The sequence below is a fragment of the Burkholderia sp. BCC0405 genome, from assembly GCF_902833075.1.
GTDB lineage: Bacteria > Pseudomonadota > Gammaproteobacteria > Burkholderiales > Burkholderiaceae > Burkholderia.
The window spans coordinates 1-17,997 of sequence record NZ_CADFEO010000035.1; the positions used below are offsets into that span (position 1 = coordinate 1).

The 17,997-nt window shown below is 64.9% G+C and carries 15 protein-coding genes and 2 rRNA genes; 9 read left to right on the forward strand and 8 right to left on the reverse strand.

The features are described 5' to 3' along the window. Both HWX36_RS35105 and rrf read left to right on the forward strand, forming a co-directional pair. Positions 1 to 1,357 (forward strand): 23S ribosomal RNA (locus HWX36_RS35105); the annotation flags it as partial. A gap of 188 nt (positions 1,358 to 1,545) precedes the next feature. Then, a 5S ribosomal RNA gene (rrf, locus tag HWX36_RS35110) occupies positions 1,546 to 1,658 on the forward strand. Positions 1,659 to 2,152: 494 nt separating this feature from the next. On the opposite strand, the gene HWX36_RS35115 is transcribed toward rrf, so the two are convergent. From HWX36_RS35115 to HWX36_RS35130, 4 genes are all read right to left on the reverse strand, one after another. After that, complete coding sequence (locus tag HWX36_RS35115; protein ID WP_175958326.1) at positions 2,153 to 2,869, reverse strand: class I SAM-dependent methyltransferase; 717 nt, start codon at positions 2,867 to 2,869, stop codon at positions 2,153 to 2,155. A gap of 104 nt (positions 2,870 to 2,973) precedes the next feature. Further along, positions 2,974 to 3,270, reverse strand: a complete 297-nt coding sequence (locus HWX36_RS35120; protein WP_175958327.1) for a 4Fe-4S dicluster domain-containing protein — start codon at positions 3,268 to 3,270, stop codon at positions 2,974 to 2,976. 2 nt (positions 3,271 to 3,272) lie between these two features. After that, positions 3,273 to 3,581: a hypothetical protein gene (locus HWX36_RS35125; protein WP_175958328.1), complete on the reverse strand. Its 309-nt coding sequence runs from the start codon at positions 3,579 to 3,581 to the stop codon at positions 3,273 to 3,275. A 12-nt stretch (positions 3,582 to 3,593) separates the two neighbouring features. Continuing rightward, entirely contained in the window at positions 3,594 to 4,178 is a 585-nt protein-coding gene (locus tag HWX36_RS35130; protein ID WP_175958329.1) for a sigma-70 family RNA polymerase sigma factor, read from the reverse strand. A 535-nt stretch (positions 4,179 to 4,713) separates the two neighbouring features. On the opposite strand from HWX36_RS35130, the gene HWX36_RS35135 reads away from it, so the two are divergent. Further along, positions 4,714 to 6,543, forward strand: coding sequence for a methyl-accepting chemotaxis protein (locus HWX36_RS35135; protein WP_175958330.1), 1,830 nt, complete (start codon positions 4,714 to 4,716; stop codon positions 6,541 to 6,543). A 51-nt stretch (positions 6,544 to 6,594) separates the two neighbouring features. Here HWX36_RS35135 and HWX36_RS35140 read toward each other — a convergent pair whose 3' ends face one another. From HWX36_RS35140 to HWX36_RS35150, 3 genes are all read right to left on the reverse strand, one after another. Continuing rightward, positions 6,595 to 7,059, reverse strand: a complete 465-nt coding sequence (locus HWX36_RS35140) for a GNAT family N-acetyltransferase (RefSeq protein WP_175958331.1) — start codon at positions 7,057 to 7,059, stop codon at positions 6,595 to 6,597. 104 nt (positions 7,060 to 7,163) lie between these two features. Further along, positions 7,164 to 7,535 carry a nuclear transport factor 2 family protein gene (locus HWX36_RS35145; protein ID WP_175958332.1) on the reverse strand — a complete coding sequence of 124 codons (372 nt, stop codon included), beginning with the start codon at positions 7,533 to 7,535 and terminating at the stop codon, positions 7,164 to 7,166. Between the two features lie 285 nt (positions 7,536 to 7,820). After that, a complete protein-coding gene (locus HWX36_RS35150) occupies positions 7,821 to 8,840 on the reverse strand; it encodes an AraC family transcriptional regulator (RefSeq protein WP_175958333.1) in 1,020 nt (339 codons plus the stop codon). Positions 8,841 to 8,984: 144 nt separating this feature from the next. On the opposite strand from HWX36_RS35150, the gene HWX36_RS35155 reads away from it, so the two are divergent. From HWX36_RS35155 to HWX36_RS35165, 3 genes are read left to right on the forward strand one after another with little or no spacing between them, the layout of a single operon-like run. Next, positions 8,985 to 10,652: an acyl-CoA synthetase gene (locus tag HWX36_RS35155; RefSeq protein ID WP_175958334.1), complete on the forward strand. Its 1,668-nt coding sequence runs from the start codon at positions 8,985 to 8,987 to the stop codon at positions 10,650 to 10,652. 22 nt (positions 10,653 to 10,674) lie between these two features. Next, entirely contained in the window at positions 10,675 to 11,442 is a 768-nt protein-coding gene (locus HWX36_RS35160; RefSeq protein ID WP_175958335.1) for a 3-hydroxyacyl-CoA dehydrogenase, read from the forward strand. 18 nt (positions 11,443 to 11,460) lie between these two features. After that, positions 11,461 to 12,651, forward strand: coding sequence for an acetyl-CoA C-acetyltransferase (locus tag HWX36_RS35165; protein ID WP_175958336.1), 1,191 nt, complete (start codon positions 11,461 to 11,463; stop codon positions 12,649 to 12,651). A gap of 101 nt (positions 12,652 to 12,752) precedes the next feature. Here HWX36_RS35165 and HWX36_RS35170 read toward each other — a convergent pair whose 3' ends face one another. Then, on the reverse strand, positions 12,753 to 13,445 hold the full coding sequence (locus tag HWX36_RS35170; RefSeq protein WP_175958337.1) for a TetR/AcrR family transcriptional regulator: 693 nt from the start codon (positions 13,443 to 13,445) through the stop codon (positions 12,753 to 12,755). Between the two features lie 355 nt (positions 13,446 to 13,800). Between HWX36_RS35170 and HWX36_RS35175 the strand changes: the two genes are divergently transcribed. From HWX36_RS35175 to preA, 3 genes are all read left to right on the forward strand, one after another. Beyond that, the gene (locus tag HWX36_RS35175) at positions 13,801 to 15,081 is read left to right on the forward strand and encodes a Zn-dependent hydrolase (RefSeq protein ID WP_175958338.1); all 1,281 of its coding nucleotides are present in this window, start codon (positions 13,801 to 13,803) and stop codon (positions 15,079 to 15,081) included. A gap of 127 nt (positions 15,082 to 15,208) precedes the next feature. Continuing rightward, positions 15,209 to 16,546 (forward strand): NAD(P)-dependent oxidoreductase, encoded by a 1,338-nt coding sequence (locus HWX36_RS35180; RefSeq protein ID WP_175958339.1) that lies wholly within the window; start codon positions 15,209 to 15,211, stop codon positions 16,544 to 16,546. Positions 16,547 to 16,610: 64 nt separating this feature from the next. Further along, positions 16,611 to 17,921 (forward strand): NAD-dependent dihydropyrimidine dehydrogenase subunit PreA, encoded by a 1,311-nt coding sequence (gene preA, locus HWX36_RS35185; RefSeq protein WP_175958340.1) that lies wholly within the window; start codon positions 16,611 to 16,613, stop codon positions 17,919 to 17,921. Positions 17,922 to 17,997 lie beyond the last annotated feature (76 nt).

Sequence of the window (17,997 nt, forward strand, 5' to 3'; positions counted from 1 at the left end):
TAGGGAGCGAAGCAATTGGAAGTGGTTCCAAGAAAAGCCTCTAAGCTTCAGTCTAACGATGACCGTACCGCAAACCGACACAGGTGGGCGAGATGAGTATTCTAAGGCGCTTGAGAGAACTCGGGAGAAGGAACTCGGCAAATTGGTACCGTAACTTCGGGATAAGGTACGCCCTTGTAGCTTGACTGGCCAGCGCCAGGAGGGTGAAGGGGTTGCAATAAACTGGTGGCTGCGACTGTTTAATAAAAACACAGCACTCTGCAAACACGAAAGTGGACGTATAGGGTGTGACGCCTGCCCGGTGCCGGAAGATTAAATGATGGGGTGCAAGCTCTTGATTGAAGTCCCGGTAAACGGCGGCCGTAACTATAACGGTCCTAAGGTAGCGAAATTCCTTGTCGGGTAAGTTCCGACCTGCACGAATGGCGTAACGATGGCCACACTGTCTCCTCCCGAGACTCAGCGAAGTTGAAGTGTTTGTGATGATGCAATCTACCCGCGGCTAGACGGAAAGACCCCATGAACCTTTACTGTAGCTTTGCATTGGACTTTGAACCGATCTGTGTAGGATAGGTGGGAGGCTATGAAGCCGGAACGCTAGTTTCGGTGGAGCCGTCCTTGAAATACCACCCTGGTTTGTTTGAGGTTCTAACCTTGGCCCGTGATCCGGGTCGGGGACAGTGCATGGTAGGCAGTTTGACTGGGGCGGTCTCCTCCCAAAGCGTAACGGAGGAGTACGAAGGTACGCTAGGTACGGTCGGAAATCGTGCTGATAGTGCAATGGCATAAGCGTGCTTAACTGCGAGACCGACAAGTCGAGCAGGTGCGAAAGCAGGTCATAGTGATCCGGTGGTTCTGTATGGAAGGGCCATCGCTCAACGGATAAAAGGTACTCTGGGGATAACAGGCTGATACCGCCCAAGAGTTCATATCGACGGCGGTGTTTGGCACCTCGATGTCGGCTCATCTCATCCTGGGGCTGTAGCCGGTCCCAAGGGTATGGCTGTTCGCCATTTAAAGAGGTACGTGAGCTGGGTTTAAAACGTCGTGAGACAGTTTGGTCCCTATCTGCCGTGGGCGTTGGATATTTGAAGGGGGCTGCTCCTAGTACGAGAGGACCGGAGTGGACGAACCTCTGGTGTACCGGTTGTCACGCCAGTGGCATCGCCGGGTAGCTATGTTCGGAAGAGATAACCGCTGAAAGCATCTAAGCGGGAAACTCGCCTTAAGATGAGATATCCCTGGGGACTAGATCCCCTTGAAGGGTCGTTCGAGACCAGGACGTTGATAGGTCAGGTGTGTAAGCGCAGTAATGCGTTCAGCTAACTGATACTAATTGCCCGTAAGGCTTGATCCTATAACAAGTCTGTTTCGACAGTCGTTAGCGCTTCAGCGCTTTACGAATGTCGAACGTCGAGTGTGAAGCACTCGACGTACTGCGGTTGAACTACCGCGTATGTGTGAGATACAACCTCACAACCCAACGAAATTACTGCTTCTTCCAAGATTGGTTGTGCTGCGAAGCCAGCACAACAACCCCCTTTGCCTGATGACCATAGCGAGTCGGTCCCACCCCTTCCCATCCCGAACAGGACCGTGAAACGACTCTACGCCGATGATAGTGCGGATTCCCGTGTGAAAGTAGGTAATCGTCAGGCTCCCTCAAGCCAGGAACCCCCGCCCGATAGGCGGGGGTTTTTGCATTGGCGCGGCGGAAATGCACGGGGGATCGGGATGGGCGGCCTGGCTGGAGCTGAAACGACGAATGCGCTGATCGAAGCGCCTGCCGTTCTCGAGCAATCCGCAGCGCTGCGCGCCTGAAACCCGGTGCGCTCTCTTGCACGTCACATCAATCCAACTCCAGTGGGCCCCCTGTCGTACCGTCTTCAGGCGCCATATCGAGCGCAATACGCCACAAGGAATCGACGCGCCAATGGCCGGTGCCACCACTCGCTCCTGATTGGGACGCGCGCTCAATCACTGGGATCCGCGAATGGCAATAGCGCGGCAACGGACAGGCACCCGGCATCCGGTCTTCGCGATGTGTCGGGTGCGCGATGTTCTTGATTTCCTTCGCGTCATAACTTCGATCGCCGGCGCTGTTCCTTTAACCCGAGATCCCGTGGAAGAAGCGCTTCGACGGCGTCCCCATTCAAGAAACGACGACCGTAAATTCAACCCCCGATTCAAAGTCCAGGGTTGTGGTCGAAAACCGTGGATCGTTGTCGAGGTAGTGCTTGTACGGTCGAACGGTGTCCTCGGCTGTGTACATGTTGTCGGCCAGTACGACCGATCCTGGGCGCAGCAGGCGCTCGACCTGCTTGAACAGCTTCAGATAGGCGTCGGCCCATACATCGATAAACACCATGTCGAAAGCACCGTCGAGTTCGGCAACGGTCTCGAATACGTCGCCCTCCCGCATGTCGACATAGGCGTCTAGGCCCGCTGTTCTGACGTGAGTGCGCAGTTGTGCGCACTTGAGCGCATCGCGTTCGGTCGCGACGATCACGCCACGGCCCAACATGCGCAGTGCGTCGGCGAAATACAGCGTCGACACGCCGCATGAACTGCCGAGTTCGAGGATTCTGGCCGGCCGTTGCGAGAGCACCATGTTGCGTAAAAATCCCCCCGTTTCCGGCGACACGGCCAACGACAGCCGACTGCCTTCCGGGGACTCGAAGTCGTCGCTGGACAGCCCGAACGTTTCGAGAAACCGCCCTCGCAGACGAGGGGCGATCGCGTCGTATTCCTCGGCTAACGACAGAAAATCCTCGTTCGACCCCTGGAACTGCGCGCGGGCGCGGGCGATGATTTCGGTTCGGCTCTCTTCGTGGAGCCGTTGCAGAAGAGCGATGGTGGGTGAAGCCATATGTGTTCCTTGACGAGATTGATCCGCTCGACGCTGTATCCAGCGACAGCCTCTCCCGTCAGGGTCTCTGTGCTGCCGCTCGATATCGGTGATATACGGTGTTGCTATGCCGTTCGGGCGAGCGTGATGGCGCGTGCTGGGCACGCCGTCACACACAGTCCGCATGAACGGCAGGCATCCGCGTTTGGCGTGTAGGCGACTTTCATTCCATGTACGCGCAGCTTCAGGCGATGCATCAGAGCAAGGCCGAGGTAATCGGCCTGGTCGATGCGCCGGATCTCGAACACGTTCTCGGGACACACCGCGACGCAAGCCCCCTTGCCTTCACAACGTTTCAGATCGACGACCGGCGCTATCACGCCCGGTTGCTGTTTGCAGTCGCCCGTTGATTTTTCGCGCACGTTCACTCTCCCGTGGGCCGGTTGCTGCCGGATCGCCACGCGGTCCGGAAAAGCTCGCGTTCTTCGGGTGTCATGGATTCCCACTTGCGCCAGTGGCGCCGTCCGCGCCAGCCGTGGTGTCCGCGGAATCCGCCGAACAGGATGCGGCTCAGCACGAGCAGGCCCAGCGCATGGGCGAAGTCGATCGTACGGGCGCCGACAAATAGCGCCGGAATCACCCAGTTCCATAACATCATGACGACCCATCCGAGCACGCCAATCGCGATCAACACGAGCAGCGCCTTGCCTGCACATCTGGTTCGGAAATTCATCTGTCGATTCCTTTAGGTGTTATCCAGTTCGTCATAAATGGGTTGCAGTCGGGCACGCAAATGCAAGACCGCATAGCGTTTGCGAGCGAGCAGCGTATTGAGCGCGACACCGCTTTGCGCGGCCATCTCCTTGAAGGACCGGCCCTCCAGCTCGTGCGCGATGAATACCTCACGCTGGTTCGCCGGCAACTCGTCGAGCGCATCCTGCAAGGCCTTGAGCACTAGCGTGCGAGCGTAGAGGGCTTCGGGGCCGGCATCATGCGCCGGTAGCGCGAGGTCCAGCCGATACTCGCTGTTCGCGTCATCGTCGACCTCGGACAGGTCGGCCAGCGGCTGCTCCTTCTTCTTGCGAAAGCGGTCAACGATGCGGTTGCGCGCGGCACGGAAAAGCCATGCACTCACCTGTTCAATTGGCGCAGGAAGCCGATAGGCTTGGACGAATTCGTGAAACACATCCTGCAGGATGTCCTCGGCATCGTCCGGATCGCGTATCCGGTGCCGGATAAAATTCACTAGCCTCGTTCGTTCACGCATCACGGTCGCAGTGATGTCGCGGTCTGGGTCGGTCATCGTGTGCGAAGTGAGTGGCGATTCCATGCGCTTGAAGACGTTTCAGGCGCGCGAATATTGTGACGAGCGTAAAAAATCTGCAGTTGAACACGCCGGCTCTGCGGGCATGTCATTTATCGCTGATCCAGCCAGTGGAACATGAATCGTAGGCACCCCGTCGAACACGCCTGCCAGGGAAAGGGATGGGTATCTCATCCCGTCAGTTTGCTTCGGTACGTGGAACCGGATGCCAACCTGCAACTGCCCATGAGGGGGCCACCGGATCGTGATGCAGACAGATCCTCTGCCGTTCGTCGAACGCGGAACATGACAACCTTCCGAGTATCCGGACGATCGTGGCCAGTTCATCAAGGCTCCTCTCTATGCGCCCAGTCAGTCGGGGCGGTATCCGATCTTGCCGGATCAGCCCGTCCGTCCCCCAATCCGCGGATCTGCCGAGCCGTCGCCCGCACTGGTCTGGCCAGTCAGGCCTTAAGTTCCCGCGATCGCAGTCGTTAAACAGGACGTTGCCTGTTTTCGGCAACCCTATTCATACAACGCGGTAACGGAGATCGAAGTCATCATGTTGTCCTCGATTCGTGCTCGGATACTTGCGACTTGCGTCGCCATCGTGGTCACGGCGCTGGCCGTTACAGGCGGCCTGGTCTATTACGTGGTCAAGCAACACAACGACGAGGCAATCGACCAGAATCACAAGTCGATCCTCGCCGGGCACGCGCTTGCGATCAATGAATGGGTGGCCAGCCGGGGCCGGGAAACCCAGGCGCTCGCGGACACGATTGCGATCGGCGAGGGCGATCCGCTGCCGGCGCTGAAACTGCTCGGCAAGTCGGGCGGCTTCGAGGTGTTGACGCTCGGCCTGCCGGACAAGACCGCGTTCTCGAACGTGCCGCTCGCGCCCGGCTACGACCCGACAGCACGACCATGGTACAAGCAGGCCGTCAGCGCGGGCCACCTGGTTGTGACGGCCCTCTACCGGGATGCGACGAGCGGCAAGCCGGCTGTTGCGTTCGCGGTGCCCGTGGTGCGCGACGGCACGGTGAAGGGCGTGCTCGCCGCCAGCCTGTTCATGGAGAGCGTGAGTTCGATCGTGACCTCCGTTCACCCGACACCCGCGAGCTTCGCATTCCTGGTGGACAAGAGCGGGCGCATGATTGCGTCGGCCAAGACCGACCTGATCATGAAGCCCGCAACCGGTCTTTCGCCCGCACTCGACGCCGACCACCTCGGCGCGCTGCAAACAGCGTCCGAGCCCGTCGCCGTCGACATCGACGGGGCAACCAAGCTGATGCGCGCCCAGCCGATCGCCGGTACCGATTGGTCCCTCGTGCTCGCGCTCGACAAGGCGGACGTGACGGCCGGCATGCGCGCGGTCGCGACGACGACGCTGGCGGCGATCCTGATCGTCGCCATCATCGCCGCGACGCTGGTCGGTGCGATGACGAACGCGGCCTTCAAGCGCATCCTGCTGGTCCGCGACGCGCTCACGGATGTCTCGAGCGGCAGCGGCGACCTGACGAAGCGCTTGCCCGCCGACGGCGTGGATGAAGCCGCGCAGATCGCGCATGCGTTCAACCTGTTCGCCGGAAAGATCAGTACGATCCTGCTGCAGATTCGCGAATTCAGCGAATCCGTCAACCTCGCGAGCGCCGAGATCGCGCAGGGCAACCAGGATCTGTCCGGCCGGACCGAACATGCCGCATCGAGCTTGCAGGAAACCGCCGCAGCACTCGAGGAGATCGCCGGCACGGCCCGCAACTCGGCCGATGCCGCGAGCCAGGTGAGCCGTCTGGCGGAATCGGCGTCGGACGTCGCGGTGCGCGGCGGCACGGTCGTCGGCGAAGTCGTCTCGACGATGAACGAGATCACGCAAGCGTCGAGCGAAATCGCCAACATCGTCGGCGTGATCGACGGCATCGCGTTCCAGACCAACATTCTCGCGTTGAACGCGGCCGTCGAGGCCGCACGTGCAAACGAGCACGGCCGGGGCTTCGCGGTCGTTGCTGGCGAGGTGCGCGCGCTCGCGCAGCGAAGCGCGCAGGCCGCCAAGGAAATCAAGCAATTGATTCACTCGTCGGTCGAGAAGATCGAGGGTGGCTCGGGACTCGTCCAGACGGCTGGTGCGACGATGAACGAAATCGTCGAGGGCGTGCGCAGCATCACGAGCGTGATTGCGGAAATGACCGTCGCCGCGAAGGAGCAGAGCACCGGGCTCGAACAGGTCAATCAGGCGGTGTCGCATCTCGACAATGCGACGCAGCAGAATGCGGCACTCGTCGAGCAGTCGGCGGCGGCCGCGACATTGCTGCGCGAGCAGGCCGCGAAGCTCGCGCAGACGGTCGGCGAGTTCAAGCTCGAGGACAGTCGTGCGATGACGTTGCAGTCAGCCTGAGAAGGGGCGACGCGGGGTATGTCTGGTTGCAGCGCCCGACAGGCATTGCGATCAGATCGTGATCCGCAGGATCGGGAAGAACCGGCCCGGGACGACGCCCGATTCCTTTTCGCCGATTTTTTCAGCCCCGAGCGCCAGATAGAACGGAACCGCATTGGGATCCGCTTCGATCACGAAGCTTGTGATCCCTCTCGCGGCGCTTTCCCGGCGGACTGCTTCCCACAGTGCCCGGGCGACACCGCGGCCCATGTGGTCGGGATGAACGAACAGCCATCCGGGCGTCGGGCGATCCGATTCCGAAGACGCCCTGACCCAGAATCCGATGATGGCCTCTCCGGATTCCGCGACGTAACCGATCGATCCGTCGATCGTCTCCGGCGCAATCGTGAGATCGCGCTGCCACAAGTCGAGCCAGTCCTTCGGATAGCCCCAGTGTGCTTTCGAAATGCGAGCCAGTCGCGTGAGCTCGTCCGCGTCCGCGGTACGGGCAGCACGAATGGTGAATGGTTGGTGCATGTCGTCTCCTGTCATGGACGATACCTTCTTCGAGGTATCGTCCGGCCCGCATCCACTCCGGATTCGTGGCTTGCCGACTCGAAGGGAGTCCGAGCTCGACGCGGCTACATGACCTGCGACGCATGCCCGGCGACGACGCGCCAGCCGGCGCTCGATCGACGCCATAGCCGAGTATAGGCAAACACGCCGTCGAACGCCGCGCCGTCGAAATGGCCGGCGAGTATCGCCTTCGTCGTGGTCAGGATCATCTCGCCGATCGCGCATGCGCGCGTTTCCTGCACATCGAGCGTGTCGAGACGCAGCAGCTTCGCGCGATGCGCGGCGAGGTCGTCTTCTTTCGAGATGATCTGGCCGGTCGGAACGGTGAATACCAGATCGTCGTCCAGCAACGCATCGAGTGCTTCGACATCGTTGGTCAGCATCGCGGCCCGAAGCGCGGCTTCGCTGGGTTCGATGGCTGTACGGATTGCATCCATTGCAGGGCCTCGCATCGTCTCTGAAGGTTGGTGGTTCCGCTCATGTCGGCGAGCAACAGCAGCAACGAACATACCGCACCGACGGATACTGTCTACCGCGCGTTCGGCAGCGCTTGACGCCGGACGCGCATTGCCACGCAGATGCCGATCGGCGCGATGACGTTGACGGCCGGGTAGAACGCGGCAGCGACGCTCCGAACGGCAGTCGGCAGATCGCATCGTATCAGCGTCGCGCGAGCGTTTCCGGGGCCGCCGCGCAACTCCTGTCGACGACGGCCTGCCGCATCATCCGCTCGCCACCCCCGGCTCGCCCTCCGCCACATGCACGTCCCGCCGGAACGCGCCGGGGCTCGTCCCCGTCCATTTCCGGAACGCGCGATGAAACGCGCTTGGCTCGGTGAAGCCGAGCTCGGCCGCAATCTCCGCGACGCTGAGCGCATGCCCGCGCAGCAGCGACTGGGCCAGCGCGCCGCGCAGTTCGTCCTTGATTGCCGCGAAGCTTTGCCCCTCGCTGCGCAGACGCCGTCGCAGCGTCGCGGGCGTCGTGCCGAGGCGCACGGCCAGCGTATCGAAGTCGGGCCACTCCGCGGCAGGTAGCGTTTTCAGCTGCGCGCGTATCTTCGCGACCCAGCCCGTGTCGTGCCGGTAGCGGACGAGCAGGTTGCCGGGCGCGCCGCGCAGAAAGGTCTTCAACGCTTGTTCGGAGCGGATCGTCGGCAGCGCGAGGTACGCGGCGTTGAACGCGAGCCGGCTGTCGGGACGGTCGAAATGCACGGGCACGCCGAAGAACTGGTGATAGTCGCTGCGCTGGTCGGGGCTCGGGCACGCGAAGTCGATGCGCTGCAGCGGGATACGCCGGCCGATCAGCCAGCACGCGACGCCCAGGAGGATCAGCCAGAACGTCCGGTACGCGAACGCCGGGTAGGGTGCGCCCGTTTGAGTCAGCACGATCTGGGCTTGTCCGTCGGCCACGACGAGTTCGCCATGCGGCTCGTCCAGCACCACGCGCAGGAACTGCAGCGCGCGCCGCAGCGCCTTGTCGAGGGTGCCGGCGTGCAGCACCGCATGGCACAGCAGCGTGAAGCTGCCACGCCGCATCGGGCGCGCGGCGAGGCCGAAGAATTCGTCGTCGAGCGTACCGGCGATCGCGAGCCACAGCCTGCCGTACTGCTGCGGCGTGACGGGCTCGCGTATGGCGGCCGGCAGGCCGGCGGCGCGCAGCACGGGCTCCGTCGGAAGGCCTTGCCGGCGCAGGCACGCGAGCGCGTCGTCGACGAAATCCGGTGAAATCATCTGCGGCCCCATTTTCCTGCGTCCTCCCGACATGGCAAAAGCGATCACGATTCTAGATTCCGTTTGTCATTGATTGCAATGTACGGGCTGTCTACTATCGAACTATCCCCGTCGCGCCCCTGGCTCGCCGGCGGCCATAACGCACAGGAGACACGCATGTCTGATGGAGCTACCGCCCAAGCGGTGCCGGCCTACGCCGACGCCGTGGCCCGGTTCAGTATCGAGACCGCCGCGCAGCAACTGCACGGCGACCTGGCGCGCGGCCTGAACGCATGCGTGGAATGCTGCGACCGGCACGCATCGGCGAACGCGATCGCCCTCGACTGGATCGACGCCGGCGGGCAGCACCACAGCTACACGTTTGCGCAGATGAAGGCGCTGTCGGCACGCGTCGCGAACCTGCTGGTCGCGCAGGGCGTGAAGCCGGGCGACGTGGTGGCGGGCCTGTTGCCGCGCACGCCGGAACTCGTCGCGACGATTCTCGGCACATGGCGCGCGGGCGCCGTCTATCAGCCGCTGTTCACCGCATTCGGCCCGAAAGCAATCGAGCACCGGCTGCGCATGAGCGACGCACGCCTGATCGTGACCAACGTCGCGAATCGCGTGAAGCTCGACGAGATCGCCGGTTGCCCGCCCGTTGCGACGGTGCGCGAGCCGGGCGCAACGCTGCCGGAACGCGACATCGATTTCCGCGCGGCGCTCGACGCGCAGCCCGACACGTTCGAACCGGTGCTGCGCACGGGCACGGACCTGTTCATGATGATGTCGACGTCGGGCACGACGGGCTTGCCGAAGGGCGTGCCGGTGCCGCTGCGCGCGCTGCTTGCATTCGGCGCGTACATGCGCGAAGCGGTGGACCTGCGTGCCGGCGACCGGTTCTGGAACATCGCCGATCCGGGCTGGGCGTACGGCCTCTATTACGCGATCACGGGCCCGTTGCTGCTCGGCCACGCGACGACGCTCTACGAAGGCAGTTTCACGGTCGACAGTACGTACGACGTGATCGAGCGGCTCGGGATCACGAGCCTTGCCGGTTCGCCGACGGCCTTCCGGATGCTGATGGCGGCCGGGACGGAAGCGGCGGCGCGACTGAAGGGCAAGCTGCGCGTGGTCAGCAGCGCGGGCGAACCGCTGAATCCGGAAGTCGTGCGCTGGTTCGACGCGGCGCTCGGCGCGCCGATCTACGATCACTACGGCCAGACCGAACTCGGGATGGTCGTGAACAACCACCACGGCCTCGCGCATGCCGTCCACGCGGGTTCGGCGGGCCTTGCGATGCCCGGCTACCGCGTCGCGGTGCTTGACGAGGCGAGCCGCGAGCTCGGCCCGGGCGAGCCCGGCAACCTGGCGATCGACATCGCGCGCTCGCCGCTGCTGTGGTTCCACGGCTACTGGCGGCAGGACACGCCGGCGATCGCGGGCGGCTATTACCGTACCGGCGACAACGTCGAGCTGGAGCCGGACGGCACCGTGAGCTTCATCGGCCGCGCGGACGACGTGATCACGTCGTCCGGCTACCGGATCGGCCCGTTCGACGTGGAAAGCGCGCTGATCGAGCATCCGGCCGTGAGCGAGGCCGCCGTCATCGGCGTGCCCGACGCGGAGCGCACGGAGATCGTCAAGGCGTTCGTCGTGCTGTCGAAAGGCCAGGACGGCACGCCGGCACTGGCCGAGGAACTGAGCCTGCACGTGAAGCGGCGGCTGTCCGCTCACGCCTATCCGCGCGCGATCGACTTTGTCGACGCGCTGCCGAAAACCCCGAGCGGCAAGATCCAGCGCTTCGTACTGCGCAAGATGGAAGCCGAGAAGGCCGCTCAACCCTGAACACATACTGTACGGACTGCGAATGGATATCAAGGATCGTGTTTTTCTGATTACGGGCGCCGGTTCGGGCCTCGGCGCCGCGGTGGCGCGCATGGTGGTCGCGGAAGGTGGCAAGGCCGTGCTGCTGGACGTCAACGAAGAGGCCGGTGCGGGCCTCGCACACGAACTCGGTGCGGCCGCATGCTTCGTGAAGACGGACGTGACGAGCGAAGCCGACGGTCAGGCTGCTGTCGCCGCGGCGCGTGACGCGTTCGGCCGCATCGACGCGCTCGTCAACTGCGCGGGCGTCGCGCCGGGCGAGAAGGTGGTGGGCCGCGACGGCCCGCATTCGCTCGACCGCTTCGCGCGCGCGGTGTCGATCAACCTGGTCGGCACGTTCAACATGATCCGGCTGGCCGCCGAGGCGATGTCGAAGCAGGACGCCGATGCGGAAGGCGAGCGCGGCGTGATCGTCAACACGGCGTCGGTCGCGGCGTTCGACGGGCAGATCGGGCAGGCCGCGTATGCGGCGTCGAAGAGCGGCGTGGTGGGCATGACGCTGCCGATCGCGCGCGAGCTCGCGCGGTTCGGCATCCGCGTGGTGACGGTCGCGCCGGGTATCTTCGCGACGCCGATGATGGCCGGCATGCCGCAGGACGTGCAGGACGCGCTCGGCAAGAGCGTGCCGTTCCCGCCGCGGCTCGGCCGGCCGGAAGAATTTGCGGCGCTGGTGCGCCACATCGCCGAGAACACGATGCTGAACGGCGAAGTCATCCGTCTCGATGGCGCGTTGCGCATGGCACCGCGCTGACACTGGAGGAAGCGAATCATGACGACTCAGGATCCGATCGTAATCGTTGGCACGGCGCGTACGCCGATGGGTGGTTTTCAGGGCGACCTGGCGGCAGCCAGCGCGAGCGACCTCGGCGCGGTAGCGATTCGCGCGGCGCTCGAGCGCGCGAACGTGCCGGCCGAGCGCATCGATGAAATCGTGTTCGGCTGCGTGTTGCCGGCGGGCCAGGGCCAGGCGCCGGCGCGGCAGGCCGCGCTGAAGGCCGGGCTGCCGCTCGCGGCGGGCGCGACCACGGTCAACAAGATGTGCGGCTCGGGGATGAAGGCCGCGATGTTCGCGCACGATCTGCTGCTGGCGGGTTCGGCAGGCGTGGCCGTCGCGGGCGGGATGGAGAGCATGACGAATGCACCGTACCTGCTGCCGAAGGCGCGCGCGGGGATGCGCATGGGTCACGGGCAGGTGCTCGATCACATGTTCCTCGACGGGCTCGAGGACGCGTACGAGAAAGGCCGCCTGATGGGCACGTTCGCCGAGGATTGCGCGCAGGCGTACCAGTTCACGCGCGAGGCACAGGATGCGTTCGCGATCGCATCGCTGACGCGCGCGCAACGTGCGATCGCCGACGGGCATTTCGCGTCGGAGATCGCGCCGGTGACCGTGAAGGCCGGCAAGACCGAGACGGTCGTGTCGATCGACGAACAGCCGGGCAAGGCGAAGCTCGACAAGATCCCGACGCTGAAGCCGGCCTTCCGCGAAGGCGGCACGGTGACGGCCGCCAATGCGTCGTCGATCTCGGACGGCGCGGCCGCGCTCGTGATGATGCGCCGCTCGGAAGCCGAGCGGCTGGGGCTCACGCCGAAGGCCGTGATCGTCGGGCATTCGACCTACGCGGACAAGCCGGGCCTGTTCGCGACCGCGCCGATCGGCGCGCTGCGCAAGCTGTCGGAGAAAACCGGCTGGAACCTGCGCGACGTCGACCTGTTCGAGATCAACGAAGCGTTCGCGGTGGTGCCGATGGCTGCGATGCGCGATCTCGACCTGCCGCACGAGAAGGTCAACGTGCATGGCGGCGCGTGCGCGCTTGGGCATCCGATCGGCGCATCGGGCGCGCGCGTGATGGTGACGCTGCTGGCCGCGCTCGACACGTATGGGATGAAGCGCGGCGTCGCGTCGCTGTGCATCGGCGGCGGCGAGGCGACGGCGATCGCGATCGAGCGCATCGTGTAACGCATCGCGCGTAGTCCGCATGCGGCGACGCGTACGACGGGTATCGCACGGGAAACACCGGTGCGATACCCGTTCCGCTTTGAGCGGATCGCGTTGTCGCGCTACGCCTTCGCGTGCGGCGACACCGCCCCGCATGCGCGGATCACGAGCTGCACGACCTGTTCGGTCCTCTCGTCGAACGCCTTCTGCGTGAGCGCCCGCTTGCCGCTCAGCGCGCGGATCTGCGCATCGAAATCCGCGTAGTGTTGCGTGGTTGCCCAGATCAGGTACATCAGCGCATGCGCGTCGATCGGCGCGAGCAGCCCGCGCGCGATCCAGCCTTCGATGACCTTCACGCGCGTGTCGAACCACGGTTTCACGCGTTCCGACAGGATGTCCTGCATGTGCTCCGCACCATGGATGATCTCGTTGGCCCAGACCTTCGAGCCGAGCGGACGCCGCCGCGACAGCGCCATCTTCGCGCGCACGTAGGCGCCGATCGCTTCGACGGGATCGTCGTCGGCCTCGAACGAACCGGCCGCACGATGCCAGTCCTCGAACAGGTCGTCGAGCACGCGGCGGTACAACGCAAGCTTCGTCGGGAAGTAGTAATGCAGGTTCGCTTTCGGCAGGCCGGCGCGCTCCGCGATCATCGCGGTGCTCGCACCGTCGAGCCCGCGTTCCGCGAACACGGCTTCCGCACAGGCGAGCAGATGCGCTTCGTTGGACTCGCGGATGTGCGCCTTGCGTCGCCGCAAAGGCGCGGACGTCTCGTCGCTGTCGGTGGCTTCGGTCGCCGCCTCGTCATGTCTCATCGTTGCCCTCGCGCGGCAGGCGTGCCGCGTTGGGCTTCATTCTAGCCGCTGATCCGCATCGAACGCACGCGTGCAGATTTCGCGCCTGTGTTGCGATGCTGCGTTGCGGTGGCACGTTTCTCGCTCTCTATGTTCACGCAAGAAAGAGATTGATTTGGTCATTTTGATCGTCTAAAACCTGTCCAATCGGACAGGATTCGGCGAGCGGCGGAAACCTTTCGGCACGATTCGTCGGACGAACTTCGCGAGCCGCCGGGACATGCACCGCGCCAGGGCGGTGTTGCCCCGAAACAGGCAGGACACGCACCGGCACAGACCGGCTGACGACATCACCGACCCCACAGGAGCGATACGAATGAACGCGGTATCGGAAACAGTGAAGCGGGCAGCTTTCGACACGTCGATCAAGGTCGACGGCAAGCGGTTGTGGGACAGCCTGATGGAAGTCGCGAAGATCGGGGCGACGCCGAAGGGCGGCGTGTGCCGTCTCGCGCTGACCGATCTCGACAAGGCCGGCCGCGACCTGATCGTCAGCTGGGCAAAGGCCGCCGGCTGCACGGTGACGGTCGATACGATGGGCAACGTATTCATGCGCCGCGCGGGCCGCGCGGCCGATGCGGCGCCGGTCGTCACGGGCTCGCACGCGGATTCGCAGCCGACGGGCGGCCGCTTCGACGGCATCTACGGCGTGCTCGGCGGCCTCGAGGTGATTCGCAGTCTCAACGATCACGGCATCGAGACCGAGCATCCGATCGAGGTCGTGATCTGGACCAATGAGGAAGGCTCGCGCTTCGCGCCCGCGATGGTTGCGTCGGGTGTGTTCGCGGGCGTGTTCTCGCTCGAATACGGGCTGTCGCGCAAGGATGTGGACGGCAAGACGATCGGCGAGGAACTGGCGCGCATCGGCTACGCGGGTGACGTGCCGTGCGGCGGACGCAAGCTGCACGCGGCATTCGAACTGCATATCGAGCAGGGGCCGATTCTGGAAGCCGAGTGCAAGACGATCGGCGTGGTGACCGATGCGCAGGGGCAGCGCTGGTACGAGATCACCTTCACCGGGCAGGAAGCGCACGCGGGGCCGACGCCGATGCCGCGTCGCCGCGATGCGCTGCTCGGTGCGTCGCGCGTGGTCGATCTCGTCAACCGGATCGGCCTCGATCATGCGCCGTTCGGCTGCGCGACGGTCGGCATGATGCAGGTCTACCCGAACTCGCGCAACGTGATTCCGGGGCGCGTGTTCTTCACCGTCGATTTCCGTCATCCGGACGATGCGGTGCTCGCGAAGATGGATGCCGCGTTGCGCGACGGTGTGGCGCGCATCGCAGCCGACATCGGGCTCGAGACCGAACTCGAGCAGATCTTCTATTACAAGCCGGTCGCGTTCGATCCTGCCTGCGTGGAAGCCGTGCGCAGTGCGGCCGACCGCTTCGGTTTCTCGCATCGCGACATCGTGTCGGGCGCCGGCCACGATGCGTGCTACCTCGCGCAGGTCGCGCCGACGTCGATGGTGTTCGTGCCATGTGTCGACGGCATCAGCCACAACGAGATCGAGGATGCGACGCCCGCCTGGATCGAGGCCGGCGCGAACGTGCTGCTGCACGCGATGCTGTCGCGTGCATGCGAGCCGGTTTCATGACCCGGAGACCGTAGCAGCCGGCAGGCTGCGCATCGCCTGACCGTAGCATTCCTAAGAACGACCGCCCCGACTGTGCATTCGCAGCCGGCGGGGACGGCTTTGTCTCCACCCAGTCGAAGGAACGCGTATGACCACCAAGCCAACCGGCGATATCGCCGCGCATCGCCTGTCGTCCACGCAACTGTCGTGCGAATTCGCCGATATCGCGCCGCTGCTCGATCCGACGGCCGCCGCGGCCGCCGCCAGCCGCTGCCACTACTGCTACGACGCGCCGTGCATGCAAGCGTGCCCCACGCAGATCGACATCCCGAGCTTCATCCGCAAGATCGGCAACGGCAACCTGAAGGGCGCCGCGACCGACATCCTGTCGGCGAATCCGCTCGGCGGGATGTGCGCCCGCGTGTGTCCGACCGAGATCCTGTGCGAAGGCGCATGCGTGCGCAATCACCAGGATGCGCAGCCCGTCGCGATCGGCGCGCTGCAGCGGCATGCGACCGACTGGGCGATGGAGACCGGGGCGGTGCGCTTCACGCGCGCGCCCGACACGGGCCGCCATGTCGCGGTGGTCGGCGCGGGGCCGGCCGGGCTCGCATGCGCGCACCGGCTCGCGCTCGCCGGGCACCGCGTCACGCTGTTCGACGCGCGCCCGAAGGCCGGCGGCCTCAACGAATACGGGATCGCTGCCTACAAGACCGTCGACGCGTTCGCGCAGCGCGAAGTCGAGTGGCTGCTGTCGGTGGGCGGGATCACGTTGGAAACCGGCGTCGCGCTGGGGCGCGACATCACGCTCGACGCGCTGCGCGAGCAGCACGACGCGGTGTTTCTCGCGATGGGCCTCGGCGGCGTGCGTGCGCTTTCGATCGACGGCGAGCAACTGGCCGGCGTGATGAACGCGGTCGACTTCATCGAGCAGGTGCGGCAGGCCGACGCGCTGGAGAACGTGCCGGTCGGGCGGCGCGTCGTCGTGATCGGCGGCGGCAATACGGCCATCGATGCGGCGGTGCAGAGCCGCAAGCTGGGCGCCGAGCGCGTGACGATGGTGTACCGGCGCGGCGTGGACGCGATGAGCGCGACATGGGCCGAGCGCGAGTTCGCGCAGAAGAGCGGCGTCACGCTCGTCACGCACGCGAAGCCGGTGCGCATGACGGGTGCGGACGGGCAGGTGACGGGTGTCGAGTTCGAGTCGGCGTCGGGCGAGCGCTTCACCGTCGATGCGGACATGGTGCTGAAGGCGATCGGCCAGACGCTGACACCGGACGGCGTCGATGCCGCGCTGCTGACGGCGGACGGTGCACGCATTGCGGTGGACGCGGACGGGCGCACCGCATGGCCCGACGTGTGGGCCGGCGGCGACTGCGCGGCGACGGGCGGCATCGACCTCACGGTGCAGGCCGTGCAGGACGGCAAGCGCGCGGCCGCGTCGATCGACGCGGCGCTCGCGCAACGCGACGCGAAGGCCGCGTGACCGCCCGACGCGCGTCACACGCCACGAGCACAACGAACACGATCCCACTCTCACGGAGCCGACCATGGCCGACCTTCGCTGCACCATCGCGGGCATCACTTCGCCGAATCCCTTCTGGCTCGCGTCCGCACCGCCGACCGACAAGGCCTACAACGTGAACCGCGCGTTCGAGGCGGGCTGGGGCGGGGTCGTCTGGAAGACGCTCGGGCTCGATCCGCACGTCGTCAACGTCAGTTCGCGCTACGGCGCCGTGCAGTGGAACGGCCAGCGCATCGCGGGGCTGAACAACATCGAGCTGATCACCGACCGTCCGCTCGACGTGAACCTGAGAGAGATCGCGCAGGTGAAGCGCGACTGGCCGGATCGCGCGCTGATCGTGTCGCTGATGGTGCCGTGCAACGAGCGCGACTGGAAATGGATCCTGCCGCTCGTCGAGGATACGGGCGCCGACGCGGTCGAGCTGAACTTCGGCTGTCCGCACGGGATGAGCGAGCGCGGGATGGGCGCGGCGGTCGGACAGGTACCCGAATATGTGGAGATGGTCACGCGCTGGGTGAAGGAAGGCACGAAGCTGCCGTGCCTCGTGAAGCTCACGCCGAACATCAGCGACATCCGGATGGGGTCGCGCGCCGCATACAAGGGCGGCGCGGACGGCGTGTCGCTGATCAACACGATCAACTCGATTGTCGCGGTCGACCTCGATCACATGGCGCCGATGCCGATGGTTGACGGCAAGGGCACGCACGGCGGCTATTGCGGCCCGGCGGTCAAGCCGATCGCGTTGAACATGGTCGCGGAGATCGCGCGCGATCCGGAAACGCCGAACCTGCCGATCTCGGGCATTGGCGGCATCTCGACCTGGCGCGACGCGGCCGAGTTCATGGTGCTCGGCGCCGGTAGCGTGCAGGTATGCACCGCCGCGATGCACTACGGCTTCCGGATCGTGTCGGACCTCGCCGACGGGCTGTCGAACTGGATGGACGAGAAGGGCTACGCGACGCTCGACGACATCCGCGGCCGCGCGGTGCCGAACGTGACCGACTGGAAATACCTGAACCTGAAGTACGACATCAAGGCGCGCATCGACCAGGATCGCTGCATCCAGTGCGGGCTGTGCCATATTGCGTGCGAGGACACGTCGCACCAGGCGATCACGGCGACGAAGGACGGCGTGCGGCACTTCGAAGTGGTCGATTCGGAATGCGTCGGGTGCAATCTTTGCATGCATGTGTGTCCGGTCGAGCAGTGCATCACGATGGAGCGTGTCGATTCGGGCGACTACGCGAACTGGACCACGCATCCGAACAATCCGGCGAGCGCGGACGCGGCGGCGGGGGCGGCGGCGCCCGACAAGCATGCGAAGCAGGCTGCCTGACCGGCGTCCGGCGGCGCGGGCCATCCCGCACCGCCGCTTTTGATTCCACCCGGGCCGGCATCGCGCGATGCCGGCG

Bases quoted from the DNA above. Each gene is read 5' to 3' on its own strand.
- HWX36_RS35130 (WP_175958329.1), bottom strand. From the start codon at position 4,178: ATGGAATCGCCACTCACTTCGCACACGATGACCGACCCAGACCGCGAC.
- HWX36_RS35155 (WP_175958334.1), top strand. From the start codon at position 8,985: ATGTCTGATGGAGCTACCGCCCAAGCGGTGCCGGCCTACGCCGACGCC.
- HWX36_RS35125 (WP_175958328.1), bottom strand. From the start codon at position 3,581: ATGAATTTCCGAACCAGATGTGCAGGCAAGGCGCTGCTCGTGTTGATC.
- HWX36_RS35170 (WP_175958337.1), bottom strand. From the start codon at position 13,445: ATGAGACATGACGAGGCGGCGACCGAAGCCACCGACAGCGACGAGACG.
- HWX36_RS35145 (WP_175958332.1), bottom strand. From the start codon at position 7,535: ATGGATGCAATCCGTACAGCCATCGAACCCAGCGAAGCCGCGCTTCGG.
- HWX36_RS35175 (WP_175958338.1), top strand. From the start codon at position 13,801: ATGAACGCGGTATCGGAAACAGTGAAGCGGGCAGCTTTCGACACGTCG.
- HWX36_RS35150 (WP_175958333.1), bottom strand. From the start codon at position 8,840: ATGGGGCCGCAGATGATTTCACCGGATTTCGTCGACGACGCGCTCGCG.
- preA (WP_175958340.1), top strand. From the start codon at position 16,611: ATGGCCGACCTTCGCTGCACCATCGCGGGCATCACTTCGCCGAATCCC.
- HWX36_RS35135 (WP_175958330.1), top strand. From the start codon at position 4,714: ATGTTGTCCTCGATTCGTGCTCGGATACTTGCGACTTGCGTCGCCATC.
- HWX36_RS35115 (WP_175958326.1), bottom strand. From the start codon at position 2,869: ATGGCTTCACCCACCATCGCTCTTCTGCAACGGCTCCACGAAGAGAGC.
- HWX36_RS35140 (WP_175958331.1), bottom strand. From the start codon at position 7,059: ATGCACCAACCATTCACCATTCGTGCTGCCCGTACCGCGGACGCGGAC.
- HWX36_RS35165 (WP_175958336.1), top strand. From the start codon at position 11,461: ATGACGACTCAGGATCCGATCGTAATCGTTGGCACGGCGCGTACGCCG.
- HWX36_RS35180 (WP_175958339.1), top strand. From the start codon at position 15,209: ATGACCACCAAGCCAACCGGCGATATCGCCGCGCATCGCCTGTCGTCC.
- HWX36_RS35160 (WP_175958335.1), top strand. From the start codon at position 10,675: ATGGATATCAAGGATCGTGTTTTTCTGATTACGGGCGCCGGTTCGGGC.